Raw genomic sequence first — 14,382 nt, 5'->3', positions numbered from 1 at the left:
TTTAGAGGAGCCAGCTGCTAACACAACAGCTAAGTAAGTGCTGCCAAGCCACCAGTCTTAGTTTTTAGCGCATGGTGACAAATTCTTCAGCTCCGGTTGGATGGATGGCAACGGTACGATCAAAATCAGCTTTGGTGGCCCCCATATTGATCGCTACAGAAAAGCCCTGAATCATTTCATCAACGCCATAGCCGATGCCGTGCAGACCAACAATCTTTTCTTTCTCACCGACTGTGACTAGTTTCATGAAACATTTTTGCCGATGCTCACCAAGTGCTGTGTACATAGGTGTGAAGGTGGATTGATAACAATGCACCTGTTTTGCACCATATTCATGAATAGCTTGCGCTTCTGTTAGACCAATTGCCCCAATGGCTGGATGGCTAAAAATGACACTAGCAATATTATTGTAATTGAGTTTTGCTTTAGTCTGATGATTAAAGAGACGTTCTGAGAGGTAGCGACCAGCTGCAATAGCAACTGGTGTGAGAGCTAGTTTGCCATTAACATCCCCGATTGCATAAATCCCTTGCACAGAAGTTTGCTCGTAGTCATCTGTCTTGATATAACCTTTATCGTCTAGGGCCACACCAATTTTTTCTAATCCATAGCCACTCGTATTTGGTTGCCGGCCGATAGCCCAGATGACTTGATCAACGATTGTAGACTGACCATTGGTAAAAGATAATTCCAGCTGACCGTTGGGTAATTGGGTCACAGCTTTGGCATCAGAGTGTGTCACTAGTCTAGGACCAGACTTGGCCATTTGTTCGACCAAGACCTCAACGACATCACTATCAAATGTGCGCAAGGGACGATCATGCCGAACATACAAGCTCACGTCAGAACCAAGGGCTTGTAAGACACCAGCAATTTCAACAGCAATATATCCTGCACCCACAATAGCGACTTTTTTAGGTAACTCTTCCAGTGCAAAAAAACCATCTGAGGTGATGCCCAACTCAGCACCAGGGATTTTGGGCACACGCGGTCTACCGCCAGTCGCAAGTAAAATATGCTCAGCAGTATACTGTTGATCACCAACTTGGACGGTATGTGAATCACAAAAACGCGCATAGCCCTTTAAGACTTCAACACCTGTTTGCTTAAACCCATTCTCATAAGACTTATGAATCCGCTCAATATAGGCCTCTCGATTGTTTTTTAAGGTTGCAAAAGTAAAATCCGTCTGCCCGACTTCAAAACCATAGTCCTTGGCATAGCTCGATAGGGTTTCAGCAATTTGGGCGCCATACCACATGACTTTTTTAGGCACACAGCCCAAATTGACACAGGTTCCTCCGATTTCCTTGGCTTCAATCAGCAAAACTTTTGCTCCTCGCATCGCCGCCCGGTTAGCAGAGGCAATGCCGCCACTCCCGCCACCTATAACAATATAGTCATATGCTTTCATGTTTTCTTCCTTTCCTATTATGCTGTCATGGCTTTGCTTTATTCAAACTTACATCAAAAGGCATTAGTTCAAATGAAGCTAATGCCTTTTTGGCCGGTCGTCAATTAGACGAGGTCTTTAAGTGGTGCAAACACAATACGTTCAATATCGGTGATATAGACTGAAAGATGTTGTTGGGCATCAAAGTAGGCTTTGAGCAAGGTATTTCCTTCAATTTTTTGGCTAAGTTCTTGGATTTCTGCTTGTTCGTCAGCAGATGGGGTTTGACCAGATTGCATCAGCCCCTGAATTTTTTCTTGCATGGCAACAAAGTCAGAAAAAAGCGCATCTGCTTCGGCATTTTGGGCAATCGCTTCTTTTGCGGCCTCTACTTGTTTGAATTCTGGGAGAGAACGCAAGGCGCGCTCTAAATGATTAGCATGGTCATAAATTTCTTGTGACATGATAGTCTCCTTTTTAAATGGTAGTCTCATCATACCATAATTTTATGGATTAGTCGCTTAATAGTCTTTTAAATACTGACGATAAGTGTGCAGGTAGTGTCGCAAATCCTCCATAGATGCAGCCGGAAAGGACGCTAACAGTTCTTGCGCCAAAACAGTGGCAACCACATGTTCCATTACCACGCCGGCTGCCGGTAGAGCTGTAGGATCAGACCGCTCAACAGTAGCTTTATAAGGCTCATGGCTATCAATATCTACCGACATCAGAGGCTTATACAAAGTGGGGATGGGCTTCATCACGCCATGGATAATCAGAGGCTGGCCATTAGTGACGCCACCTTCAAAACCGCCTAAATGATTCGTTTTACGGCTATAGCCCTTTTCCTTGGTCCAGATGATTTCATCCATGACTTGAGAACCCTTTAGATGGCCCATGGCAAAGCCCATACCAAAGTCAACCCCCTTAAAAGCATTGATAGACAAGACAGCCTGGGCTAGCTTGCCATCTAACTTTTTATCCCAATGACTGTAATCACCAAGACCAGCGGGCACGCCTTCGACAACTGTCTCAATAATGCCACCAATCGTATCGCCTTCTTTTTTGATGGCATCAATCTGTGCCTTGATGCTTGCCTCCTGGTCTGGATTAACAATTCCTAGATCCGACTGCGCTGTGAGCGCCCTAATAGTGGCCACATCTAATGAGTCTGGCAATGCAATCTCTTGACCGCCAAAAACTAAAACGTGATTAGCCAACTGAATCCCTACATCTGCTAAGAGCAGCTGGCAAACTGCTCCCACAGCAACACGCATCGTTGTTTCCCTGGCAGACGAGCGCTCTAAGGCATTGCGCAAATCCCTGTGATGAAACTTCATGCCACCGACCAAGTCAGCGTGGCCAGGCCGTGGGCGGCTAACCCGGCGTTTTCCTTTTAAAGCAGCAGGAATATCCTCAACAGCCATAACCTCTAACCACTTTTGATGGTCTTTGTTGTGGACAGTGAGGGTGATGGGGCCACCTGTGGTTTGGCCATGGCGAACGCCTGAGGAAATCTCAACCTGATCTTTTTCAATGGCCATTCGGGCTCCACGCCCATAGCCGCCTTGGCGCCGCTTTAGGGCGTGATTGATGGCCTCAGCTGGCAAAGACAATCCTGCTGGAATGCCTTCAATAATAGCTGTTAATGATGGGCCGTGTGATTCTCCTGCGGTTAAATAACGCATGACAGCTCCTTTGCATTTTTATAGTTATTACTTACTGATTGCTTTTCGTTGATGGAAAAAGCATTATTCTTACTGTAAGAATAATGCTTTATTAAGATAACAGTCATACTTCCATTTCAAGGACCGTCATGATTTTTTTCATATCAGACAAAGACACCTGGCCTGGGGCACTGCTTTCATCCATAGAGACAAAAGTCCAGGAAGAGCCAACCACATCTCCTGATAAACGTGAAATTCGCCCTAATTTTCCCATGGACATGGTCGCATAGGTCTGCTCAGGATTTAAGGTTTTAAAACCACGAGTATAATTCATCAAATCAAGGACATCTTGCTCGCTCTTTGGCATGACTGCAATCTTGACGACTCGAGGAGCCAATTTTGTCATTTCTGAAAAAGCTTGCATTAGGCTTTCTGGCGTTTCTTCGAAGTTATGGTAGGAGAGTATCAGATTAGGAAACTCTAACATTTGATGAAACACGTCTTTGTGCGTAAAATATTCAAAATCAATATAATCAGGATTATAGATGCTATTAATTTCCTTGAGGATTGCGACGTATTCGTCATCAGTCAGCGAAAGCTGACCGCCTTGCTCAGAGGTGCGCAAGGTGAAGATAATCTCCCGTCCGGCAAATTTTTCAAAAATAGCTGGCGCAACGGAAATAATGGCTTCTTTTGGAAGATAGTCTGCTCGCCACTCAATGAGATCTACATCATCATATCTTGCAATATCAATAGCTTGTGCTTCTTCAATGCTATGGGGCATTACGGGTGCTACAATTCTCATTTTTGTACCTTCATTGTAAAAACCTTTAAATAATTACTTCTTTCGTCTGCTGAATTTATTGTAAAATCATCGGGCAGTTGTTGGAAATCAACCACTTGAACACTGTGTTCCCCAAAGCCTTTTTGGAGTTGTTGCTTAAACTGCTGCTTGGACATATTGGCAGCATTGGTTGATGCTATCAAATAGCCACCTGGCTGTAGTAAATCAAGGGCCTGGGCGATTAATCTATGATAATCTTTGGTAACAGAAAACGTCTGTTTTTTGTTACGCGCAAAGCTTGGAGGATCAATCACGATAACATCATACTTTAAGTTTTTACGTTTGGCGTATTTGTAATACTCAAAAACATCCATGACATAAAAACGATGCGCCTTTGGGTCCAAACCATTTTCGCGGAAGTGAGCAAGCGAGAGTTCTTTAGAGCGTTTCGCTAAATCAACCGAGGTTGTAGAGCTTGCTCCGCCAATTGCCGCTGCGGTTGTAGAGCTTGCTCCGCCAATTGCCGCTGCGACAGAAAAAGCTGCCGTATAGGAAAAGAGGTTTAGTACGGACGCTCCTCGTGCGAGCCCTTGTACCAGTTTTAAGCGAACGTCATGCTGGTCCAAAAAGATCCCCGTCATTAAGCCATTATTTAAAAAAACATGGTAGCGTACGCCATTTTCCGTAATAACATAATCTTTTGGGCAGTGTTCTCCATATAAGTGCGAGGATTCCGGCAAGGCTTGCTGCGTTTGGTATCTTATCTTACTATAAGCTCCTTTAATGTCGGGGAAAACTGCCTGAAAAGCTTCCGTAATTATCGGCAGCTGCTGATACACAAAATGATTGTACCAAGAAAACACCGCAAAGTCATCATAGCGATCAATGGTCAATCCACCAAAATCATCACCTTCTTGATTAAAAAGTCGATAGGCAGTTGTATCCTTGGAAGTTTCAAAGGCCTTGCGTTTAGCTTTAGCTGCTTGGAAGAGTTGAACAAAATAAGCTTTTGTTAAGCTGATTTTTCCCTGTCCCAAAAACCAGCCAGAACCTTTATTTTGGCGTGATAAATAGGCTGTGCCAATTAAGCGCTGTGATGACTTAGCATAGAGATAGACGATCTGGTCAGTCTTCATCTGATGATCTAGGGCTTCTCCATCTAGCAACTGAACGCCAGACATTAGCTTCTTTTCTAAAAAAGAATTGATATAGAGCTTACTCATAGTCTATATTATACCAAATACTCTTAAAAAATCATAGTAAATTTGAACTCAAGCCAAGCAAGTGCGTCTTTTTTTTGATATAATCTAATTTGAGATTTTGTCTTTAGGAAAAAATAGTTAAGGAAGTTCCTAGTGTGAATAAATTAAAAACGTTTTGCAATAGATTAATCAATACCAGGTTTGGCTTTGTTCTAGCCTTGGTTTTCCTTTATTGGATAAAAACTTTTTGGGCCTATCATGTTGACTTCTCACTTGATATTTCCAATCCCTATCAGCTGTTTTTAACAGTAATTAACCCAATTCCTTTTGCCTTGCTCCTCATCGGCTTGGCTCTTTATATCAAAAATACAAAAGCCTTCTATATTACATCGTGGCTCTTGTACATCGCACTTAACTTATTACTGATTTCAAATTCCATCTACTTCCGTGAATTTTCTGATTTCATTACTGTTAGTGCTATGCTAGCTAGTAGTAAGGTTTCTGCTGGTTTAGGGGATGCTGCCGTCAACTTGGTACGCATCTGGGACCTGATTTATGTGCTTGATTTTCTCATCCTCATTCCTTTATTTATCACCCAAAAAATCAAGCAAGATCGCAGGCCCGTTAACAAACGCGCCTCATTTGCCATTACAGCTTTGTCCTTTCTACTCTTATCAGTCAATCTATTTTTAGCAGAGATTGATCGACCAGAGCTATTGACGCGCGGCTTTTCCAACACCTACATTGTTCGGGCTTTGGGCTTACCAGCTTTTACTGTCTATAGTGGCAATCAAACCTATCAGGCCCAAAAAGAACGCAATGGCGCCACTGCCAGCCAACTCAGCCAGGTACAACATTATGTTAAAGAGCATTATGCTGCCCCAAATCCCAAATATTTTGGTGTGGCTAAAAACCGCAACGTTATTGTCATTCACTTAGAGAGTTTTCAACAATTTGTGATTGATTATAAACTAAAAGATGCTGATAAAGAGTACGAAGTCACTCCCTTTTTAAATTCCCTTTACCATTCAAATGACACGCTGGCTTTTTCAAACTTTTTCCACCAGGTAAAAGCCGGAAAAACCTCTGATGCAGAAACCATGATGGAAAATTCTCTGTTTGGCTTAAATAGTGGATCCTTTATGGTTAACTACGGTGGTGAAAACACCCAGTTTGCTGCTCCAAATATCCTAGCACAAAAAGGCGGCTACACTAGCGCAGTGTTTCACGGGAATGTCGGGACCTTCTGGAACCGCAATAACACCTACAAGCAATGGGGCTACAACTACTTTTTTGACTCCAGCTACTTCTCCAAACAAAACGACCGCAATTCCTTCCAGTATGGGCTTAACGATAAATATATGTTACGTGACTCCATTAAGTATCTGGAACGGCTGCAACAGCCCTTTTATACCAAGTTCATCACTGTAAGTAATCACTACCCTTACACGAGTCTAAAAGGTGAAAGCGATGAAGAAGGTTTCCCCTTGGCTAAAACCAAAGATGAGACCATCAATGGCTATTTTGCCACTGCCAATTATCTGGATTCTGCCTTAAAGGCCTTCTTTGACTACCTCAAGGCAGCAGGACTCTATGATAATGCCCTTATCGTTTTATATGGTGACCACTACGGTATTTCCAATTCACGCAACACCAGCCTTGCTAAGCTCTTAGGGAAGGACCCAGAGACCTGGTCCGACTATGACAATGCCATGTTACAGCGGGTCCCTTATATGATTCATATCCCAGGTTTCAAACAAGGGGGCATTCATAATACCTTTGGTGGGGAAATTGATAATCTACCAACCTTGCTTCACCTTTTAGGGATCAATACTACGCATTTTGTCCAACTGGGACAAGACCTCCTATCTCCTGACAACAAGCAAATCGTTGCCCAAAGGACCTCAGGAACTTATATGACCCCACAGTATACGAGCTATGGCGGACGCCTCTATAATACAACGACTGGCGTTGAAATCACCAATCCTGATAAGGTAACAACTGCTAAGGTCAAAGAAATTCGTGAAGCTACAGCTAGCCAATTAGCGATGAGTGATTTGGTGCAAACAGGTGACCTGCTGCGCTTTGATACCCATAATGGGCTCAAAGCAGTTGATCCTAGCGCCTTTAACTACACCCATCAATTAAAACAATTGGTCAAGGTAGAAAAGGAACGCGGCGCCCATTCCACTAGCTTATATGACCAGCGTCAACAAAAAAGCTCGCAGGATTTATTTGTAGCACCTTCTTACCTCCAATTAAATCCCGAGGCCAAGCAGCCTGAAACCAGCAAAAGCAGCGAAGCGGACAAGACTAAGCAATAAGCTAAACTAAGCTAAGGCGGCAACCTAGGTCGCCAAAAACAAATCCCTCCCTTGAATGATAGTTATGCTATCACACAAAGGAGGGATTTCATTTATTTAAAAAAGGAGAGCCGCTGGCTGTCTGGTTAATGGTTGGAGGGTTATAGAGTTTGTTATCTAAACCAACGAATGTCTTTTATGTGTGATGGAGTGGTTAAACACTTCTCTAAATCTGCTAGCCTATTTGACTTCATAGACTCTGTGAAATAAATATCTTGTTGCATTTTTTCTAAATATTCAAGCGCAAGTATTATCTCATTTTTATATCTAGTTTTCTTAATTTCATTAGCTTTAACTCTCACATGTGTCAAGCGTCTATCAAATTCTCTATCAAACGTACTTTTATTTGCTATATTTGCTTCGGTAACTTTTACTTCTTTTTCAAGAGTATAGAGTTTATAGCCATCATCCAGAGCATCAATTCTTTCTTTAAATTGATCTTTTAGATTTTTAATATCAGCGACTTTCATTAGTCTTTCCTTCTCATCTTTGAGTGCTTGGTCAGTGGAAGATAAGCCATAGTAGTATGTTCTACTAAACGCCTTAACAGGTCGGGTTCCTAGGGTAAACATTAGTCCGGCAAGGACTGTTAAGCTGCCCATAAGGCAGGCTACTTTAGATAATTTCATGATAATCTTCAAATGATAGGGAAGGCCTTTCTAAGCTTGGGTGGGCCCGCTGGCTTTCGCTTAGGAGACATCCCTATCTATTTTCCTTTCTGATAATGTGTTTTCGCTCTTTGGCAATAAAAAAGAGCAGGCTTGTGATTTTAAGTTATAGCCGGCTAATCACTAACACATTATATTATAATAAGATTATAATATAAATACCTTATCTCTCTTATTTTATTGATTTTTGCTAAAAAATGACCCTAAAAATCAGGTCTGATCAAAGCTCGCTAGCATTGTTTTTGAGCGGACAAATGAAAGCTTGATCTGCTGCTTTTTCTTTATCCTATTTGCTTTCATCTTTATTTAATCTGATTAATTTTTGGCTAGACAAGTTAATATAAGCTGCTATAATGTTATTACCTGTTGATGAAGGAGATATAAGAGAGATATGTTTACACAATCCAAACAAGGCATCACAAGAGGCGTCATAGCCATCCTCGCCTTAGCTGGCCTAGGTACTTACACAAGGTCAGCGCAAGCCATTACCCAATGGGAAGATTATAAGGCTAAGATGGTCTATTATTACACTAGCGAGTATGCTCAGATTGATAATAGCGTCCGCTATAGTAAGGAAGTTCAAGAAAAGGATGGCAAAAAGGTCCTGCACTGGACGATTAATTTTAACCCCACCCAAGAAAAGTGGAATCATCCTAAAAGGGTGCTTTTTCTGCCCAAGGAAGCTAAGCCCACTACTATTAAGATGGGTGTTTGGGATCAACAGCATGTCAATAACACCTGGACGGGACACTACCGGGAAAATGCTACCAAGGATTATAATACTCAGGCTTTGTTGGAGAGGGTTCACTATGAATCTGAACCCAGAACAGAAACCTACGCTGTATCTTTTGAGACCCAACGAGCGAATTTCGAGAGTCTCTGGAGCTCGACTATCCAACAAACCCAAGAAGGCGACTCACTCAGTAATTTCAACGCCATCAAAGACCAGGGGCGGTTTGGTCTGGCCGTTGTCCAGCACTCAAATGACCACCTGGTTAATCTGATTTTCCGTTGGGAATTTGACACCCCGCTCGAAAATGAGGTTGATGCTGAAAACACGCCCTTCATTGTCGGTACCATCATTGAAAATGGTTACTATCCACGATTCCTGGGTGAGATGGAACGTGAAAAACTCACGCTTAACACTAGAAACAAGCATTTCTGGCAGGATTCGCATTATCACTTGAAAAATTCAAATGATGACTTTGTCTGGCGAAAACGCTGGGGCACAATCACGCCACAGGTTAAGGAACAAGTCTTAAACAAAGTTGAAATTGAAAATGGGTATGTGCCTTTAGACCTCTTTAGTCTACAGGAAGAAGCAAACCAAACGCCTGTATTGGTGTTACCAGAAGCTATCAAAGAAACAGAAAAAACAAATGCCACTCCAACCATGTTTGATACCCATCCTGACTTGCGAAGCAAGGCTCACTTTTACAATCCTTCCATTTTTAGCTGGCTCTTTCGCCGTTAAAAATCAAAGGGCTTGGTAAGCAGCCACTAGCCCTTTGGCTTCAAGCGAGATAAAATATAACGATAACCCCCAAGTAACGGTCACACCTTTCCTTTACTTGGGGGGCTTTGTCGTCCTTAGCACCATGCCTAACCACGTGATGCATGGTATAGCTCTTCTTAGCTTGCTTGTGAAAAAGCTTCGCTACATTGCTAGCAAGCGGAGCTAAACTTGCTCTAGCTAAGTATTTTCAAAAGAGCGCCAGTGTTAAAGGAATAATCCGGAACAATGCTTCATCTTTCTATCATTTTATGAATGTTTGATTAGACAATTTGTGTTTAATGATTATAATAGAATTACATATCAATAAAGGAGATGTAGAGATGTTAACGCTATCTAAACAATGCATCAAAAAAAGTGCCCTACTCATTGTAGCCTTGGTTGGGTTAGGCACTTACGGACAAGCAGCGCAAGCTAATACCCAGTGGGAAGACTATAAGGCCCAAATGGTCAACTCCTACTACGATAGTGACTATCGAAATATTGATAAAAGCGTCCGCTATAGTAAAGACATTAAAACCGACACAGATGGAAAGCAATATATCCACTGGACGGTGAACTTTAACCCCACCCGAGAAAGGTGGAATTACCTAAGAGCGGTCATGTTTTTACCAAAGGAAGCCAAGCCAACCACAATTAAGATGGGCGCCTGGTATCAAAACTATCAAAACAACACCTGGAAAGGCAACTATTATCATAATGCTGTCTATGACCATAAGACCGAAGATTTGTTAAAGCAGCCCTTCTTTTCCTCTACCTTAGGAAGTGATTATTATGCCGTTTCTTATCATGATAATTATTCTGACTTTGCCGACCTTTGGAGCAATACTATCCAACAAACACAAGAAGGCAATTCACTCAGCAATTTCAATGCCATTAAGGATGAGGGACGTTTTGACCTGGCATTTGTCCAATATGCAAAGCGTATTATTGCCGACACCGTCATTTATCGTTGGGAATTTGATACCCCAATCACCGAAGGTGTGGAGACGGACAATATTCCCTTTATCGTTGGTGTGATTGGTGAGGCGAACAAATATCCCCGCTTCTTAGGTGAGATGGAACGTCAAAAGATTAAGATTGGGGATAAAGGATTCTATTCCTCTCATTATCATTTTAGAAATCCAAATGATAACTATGTTTGGATTAAACGCTGGGGTGATATTACCACTCAGGTTAAGGAACAGATTTTAAATAAAGTAGAAATTGAGAAAGATTACGTCCCTCTAGATCTCTTTAGTATTCGTCAGGAAGCCAATAATGAGTCTGTAATCGTTCTACCACAAGTTGTTCGTGTTGATAGTGCTGGTAGCTATGCTGGACAAACTTTACCCGAGACCGAACCTAGCTTAAAAGACAAGATAAAACGTTATTATCCAAATAGTTATCGGAATTGGTATGGATATAGACGCCACTAGGATAAAACGAAGCACTTAAGCTCAATAACATAAGCTTTCATCCCAAGTGAGTTTTTCACTTGGGATGTTTTCTTTAGACTATTTTAAAAGGGAATACCACACTGGTCTTCCCTTTCTTGATAAGTTTGCCCTATATACTACATAGGCGTGACTTGTGCGTCTTGTTGCTGAACCGGAAATATCAACACTTGCCGGAGGTGCAATAAGGGCAGGTGTCCACTCAGCAGATACTACTTGTAGTTCAGTGATTGAGATTTGCTTGATTGATAGTGGTTATAGTTATAGTTATAGTTGTAGTTATAGTTGTTGCTGTAGTTGTGGTTGAACCGAGGCGAGTATGGGCTATGATACCGATACTGAGAATTCGGCGCTTGAACAGAGGCTGCCGCCGCTCTAGTAGGGGCCGGTGTTGGCTGCGATAATGGAGCAGGCGCTGGTCTAGCAGGTGCAGTTACTGGTTCATGATTACTGAATAACCTGCTAAACCTTCCCTCTCTAGATCTCAACTCCGGAGTTTTATAGTATGACTGTGGCTGAGCCGGAGCTGGAGTCCTAGGACTTCTAGGTGTAGCTACTGCTCCTTGATTATCTAAGGATCTCCTATTTCTTGGACTTCTAGGTTCCACCCTAGCACGTGGTTGTGAGTAAGTTGGGGCCTCACTTCTAGGTGTCGCTACTGCTGGCGGCGAAGCTGGTTCTGAGGCTGTTTTCGCTTGTGCTAGGACAGCAGGTGCAGATGCTGGTGCTGATTCATGATTATCTAATGATCTTCTAAATCTTGGCCTTCTAGTCTCTAACTCCGTGCTTCTAGCGCGTGATTGTGGCTGAGTTGGAGCCGCACTTCTAGGTGTCACTACTGCTGGTTGCGAAACCGGTGCTGAGGCTGCTTTAGCTGGAGCAGGCGCTGGTCTAGCAGATGTAGGTGAAACAGTTGGCTCTTGAGGTGCTAATGCTCTCCGAACTCTTATCTTCGGACTTTCCGACTCTGACTTAGGATGCGCCTGCGGTGCTCGACTTGCAGTAGGTGATGCTGAAGAAACCGGTTTTGCTTGTTCAGTTGAAGAAAACTCCCGATGGGCGGCTTCTGACATCGTATTATCCAATTTTTGAGATTCTTCTTTAATTCTCTTTTCAAGCTTTTCTCTATCTTCTGCGGTTAAAATGGTAGATGAGCGCTGACTTCTTTGTGCTAAATATTTGGCTTCTTCTTGCTTAGCTTTCTCTTCTGATTCTCTAACTTTATCAAGTTCTGTCTTATGTACTTTCTCGAAATATTTCTTCTCATCTATAAATTTATTTTCAATATCCCTTATAATACTTTCATAAGCAGTAAATTGACTAGGCATACTTGGGCTGAGAGCTCGTTGTAATTCATTATAAAAAATAATATTAGTGGATAAAGCTGAGTTTAGAATTTTATAGTCTTCTTCTGTTGTTACTTTATCTGAACTTATTTTTTTCTGATCCTCGTCTATCGAAGAAATCAGGCCGGCAATCCTTTCTTTAAGAGAATCATTTGACTGTGCAGCTGCTTTAAAAGTTTCAAAATCATTCCTTAATTTTTCGTTGACAGTCTTGAATTTCTCTCTAATCTCTTGAGAAACAACCAAAGGAACACGCTCACGTAAAGCAGCCTCAGCATTAACATAGAGGAGTTTAGCCGTTGATTGGCCTTTGGCCCACTCTTCAAACTCCTTATTAATCACCATATAATTTCTATCGTTATATTTTTTCTCTGCTTGAGTCACATTCTTGTATTGATCTAAACTGTTTTTAAAGTAAAAATCATAATAATATTCTGATTGGTTTTCATCTGCACCGCCACCGGTTGAATCAACTAAATGCCAGGCATTGTCAAAGAAGACCCGGGTGGTGGCATGTAGCGCTCCGTTTTTTGTTACACCTTCCACCATGTAGGAGGGTAAACCTAAGAGGTTCATAGCGCGAGCGGTTGCGATACTATAGCCCACACACATGGCTTTTTTACGTGTAGCCACAGAAAATAAATCTGATGAGATATTATAGGATTGACGATCAGTTCGATAAACTTTCAGAGCATCGAAATCATAAGGGATTTTCTTTTTCAAGTAAATTACCCAGCGCTTAACTTTTTCCCGTTCTGTGGGAGCATGAGCTGCACCTGATTCCTTTAACATTTCTAAAAGTTTTTTATCATTGTCCTTAATTTTTTCTAAAGTAATCTCACTATTTTCATATTGCTCTGTGTAAGTGTTCGCCAGTCCCAAAGTATTCGAATGCAGGGTAAGACCGTTAATCCCATTATAGGTTCCCAGAGTTTTTCTAAGACCATTTGACCCTAGAATAATATCTAGATAATTATCTTTTTTTAGGTCAAAGAGGGAATGAACCCCAAATGTTCCAACTTTTTGACGAATATCTTTCGTTTTTGCTTCATAGTCGGACTGGTTATTAACCAAAATGTCATCTTTCTTGACAATGAAAACAACTCTGTCACGATGCAATTTCCCATCAATAGTGACTACTTTATAATCATCTGAAATTTTGGAGGCCAAATCACTAACCTTAACATTCTGTTCCTTAAAGTTAGATAAACCTAATTCCCAAATTCTAAGGTCAGTCACGTCACCCAATTCTTTTTTTAATGCTTCACTATAGGCTTGACTTGTACCATTATACTTCTCAAAACTTGTTGCTACCGGCCCCGCCGGTTGCGCCAAGGCATAGGTCGGTGAAAAACTGCTGCTCTTGGGCAAATGCCCGCCTGTAAACGCTGTCATTCCTATAATTGACAAAGTCAACAGCGATATAGTTGTTGTCTTTCTTTTTCCCATTTTGATTCCTTCATATGTTGTATGTAGTGATTCCCTGACCGTTTGACAGAAGACCACTAGTCAGAGCCTAAGCCCGCTCCTAAGGTCCTTGCACTTAAATCACCTCATGTCGCTCACTTGCAAACTCTACTTCTTATCAGGAGAATCGACTCATCAGAAATAGCACGTCCTAAGTAAGCTGGTTAAACTAAAATGTCCCAATGCCATAATGGCTGGACTACCTAGCTGCTAACTTACCAATATTGCATCTTTTCCAAAGTCAACCCTCCCCACACTATAATGTATGAGTATTATATTAGAATTCCTTAAAAAGTACAAGGCCATTTTCGAGTTATTTCTTTGCTTATGTACCCTCACTCAGGCCTGAAATAACAAGCTTTTTCTTATGTTTGTGAATACCTTCACAATAATAAATAACCTGTTTGCTCCCGCCTTGATAAGTAGCAAAGACAGAAAGCTGATCGAATCCACTCAGACTGCTCCTTGGGCTTGGCAGTAGGTCTGAGATTACAGGACCTAGCCCTGGAGCAAAACCGATCCAAAGGCGCACGGAGTGGAACT

General features: G+C 41.8%; 10 protein-coding genes. 3 read left to right on the top strand and 7 right to left on the bottom strand.

Annotation, left to right across the window (positions count from 1 at the left end; translation table 11 throughout):
- Positions 1-64: 64 nt before the first annotated feature.
- From gorA to K5J94_RS06185, 5 genes are all read right to left on the bottom strand, one after another.
- The gene (gene gorA / locus K5J94_RS06205) at positions 65-1,414 is read right to left on the bottom strand and encodes a glutathione-disulfide reductase (protein ID WP_159564635.1); all 1,350 of its coding nucleotides are present in this window, start codon (positions 1,412-1,414) and stop codon (positions 65-67) included.
- A 104-nt stretch (positions 1,415-1,518) separates the two neighbouring features.
- Positions 1,519-1,857 carry a YlbF/YmcA family competence regulator gene (locus tag K5J94_RS06200; RefSeq protein ID WP_159545688.1) on the bottom strand — a complete coding sequence of 113 codons (339 nt, stop codon included), beginning with the start codon at positions 1,855-1,857 and terminating at the stop codon, positions 1,519-1,521.
- Between the two features lie 57 nt (positions 1,858-1,914).
- Positions 1,915-3,081, bottom strand: coding sequence for a chorismate synthase (gene aroC / locus K5J94_RS06195; protein WP_221912643.1), 1,167 nt, complete (start codon positions 3,079-3,081; stop codon positions 1,915-1,917).
- A 103-nt stretch (positions 3,082-3,184) separates the two neighbouring features.
- Positions 3,185-3,865, bottom strand: a complete 681-nt coding sequence (gene aroD / locus K5J94_RS06190; protein WP_159545692.1) for a type I 3-dehydroquinate dehydratase — start codon at positions 3,863-3,865, stop codon at positions 3,185-3,187.
- Positions 3,862-5,067, bottom strand: coding sequence for a class I SAM-dependent rRNA methyltransferase (locus K5J94_RS06185; protein ID WP_221912642.1), 1,206 nt, complete (start codon positions 5,065-5,067; stop codon positions 3,862-3,864). Before K5J94_RS06185 ends, aroD begins: the two co-directional genes overlap by 4 nt.
- 134 nt (positions 5,068-5,201) lie before the next feature.
- On the opposite strand from K5J94_RS06185, the gene K5J94_RS06180 reads away from it, so the two are divergent.
- Positions 5,202-7,370: an LTA synthase family protein gene (locus K5J94_RS06180; RefSeq protein ID WP_221912641.1), complete on the top strand. Its 2,169-nt coding sequence runs from the start codon at positions 5,202-5,204 to the stop codon at positions 7,368-7,370.
- Between the two features lie 152 nt (positions 7,371-7,522).
- On the opposite strand, the gene K5J94_RS06175 is transcribed toward K5J94_RS06180, so the two are convergent.
- Entirely contained in the window at positions 7,523-8,038 is a 516-nt protein-coding gene (locus K5J94_RS06175) for a hypothetical protein (protein WP_221912640.1), read from the bottom strand.
- Between the two features lie 430 nt (positions 8,039-8,468).
- Here K5J94_RS06175 and K5J94_RS06170 point away from each other — a divergent pair, with 430 nt between their 5' ends.
- Together K5J94_RS06170 and K5J94_RS06165 are read left to right on the top strand one after the other, a co-directional pair.
- The gene (locus tag K5J94_RS06170) at positions 8,469-9,551 is read left to right on the top strand and encodes a hypothetical protein (RefSeq protein WP_221912639.1); all 1,083 of its coding nucleotides are present in this window, start codon (positions 8,469-8,471) and stop codon (positions 9,549-9,551) included.
- A 362-nt stretch (positions 9,552-9,913) separates the two neighbouring features.
- Positions 9,914-11,008, top strand: a complete 1,095-nt coding sequence (locus tag K5J94_RS06165; RefSeq protein ID WP_221912638.1) for a hypothetical protein — start codon at positions 9,914-9,916, stop codon at positions 11,006-11,008.
- A 230-nt stretch (positions 11,009-11,238) separates the two neighbouring features.
- Here the strand turns inward: K5J94_RS06165 and K5J94_RS06160 are convergent, their stop codons facing one another.
- Complete coding sequence (locus K5J94_RS06160) at positions 11,239-13,821, bottom strand: transglutaminase domain-containing protein (protein WP_221912637.1); 2,583 nt, start codon at positions 13,819-13,821, stop codon at positions 11,239-11,241.
- Positions 13,822-14,382: the final 561 nt, after the last annotated feature.

The organism is Streptococcus halichoeri (genome assembly GCF_019774635.1).
Lineage (GTDB): Bacteria > Bacillota > Bacilli > Lactobacillales > Streptococcaceae > Streptococcus > Streptococcus halichoeri.
Note: the sequence above shows the minus strand (reverse complement) of the source record. Positions and strands in the feature narration are given on the sequence as shown.

Excerpts from the sequence above, each read along its gene's own strand:
- gorA (WP_159564635.1), bottom strand. The coding sequence starts at position 1,414 with ATGAAAGCATATGACTATATTGTTATAGGTGGCGGGAGTGGCGGCATT.
- K5J94_RS06200 (WP_159545688.1), bottom strand. The coding sequence starts at position 1,857 with ATGTCACAAGAAATTTATGACCATGCTAATCATTTAGAGCGCGCCTTG.
- aroC (WP_221912643.1), bottom strand. The coding sequence starts at position 3,081 with ATGCGTTATTTAACCGCAGGAGAATCACACGGCCCATCATTAACAGCT.
- aroD (WP_159545692.1), bottom strand. The coding sequence starts at position 3,865 with ATGAGAATTGTAGCACCCGTAATGCCCCATAGCATTGAAGAAGCACAA.
- K5J94_RS06185 (WP_221912642.1), bottom strand. The coding sequence starts at position 5,067 with ATGAGTAAGCTCTATATCAATTCTTTTTTAGAAAAGAAGCTAATGTCT.
- K5J94_RS06175 (WP_221912640.1), bottom strand. The coding sequence starts at position 8,038 with ATGAAATTATCTAAAGTAGCCTGCCTTATGGGCAGCTTAACAGTCCTT.
- K5J94_RS06170 (WP_221912639.1), top strand. The coding sequence starts at position 8,469 with ATGTTTACACAATCCAAACAAGGCATCACAAGAGGCGTCATAGCCATC.
- K5J94_RS06165 (WP_221912638.1), top strand. The coding sequence starts at position 9,914 with ATGTTAACGCTATCTAAACAATGCATCAAAAAAAGTGCCCTACTCATT.
- K5J94_RS06160 (WP_221912637.1), bottom strand. The coding sequence starts at position 13,821 with ATGGGAAAAAGAAAGACAACAACTATATCGCTGTTGACTTTGTCAATT.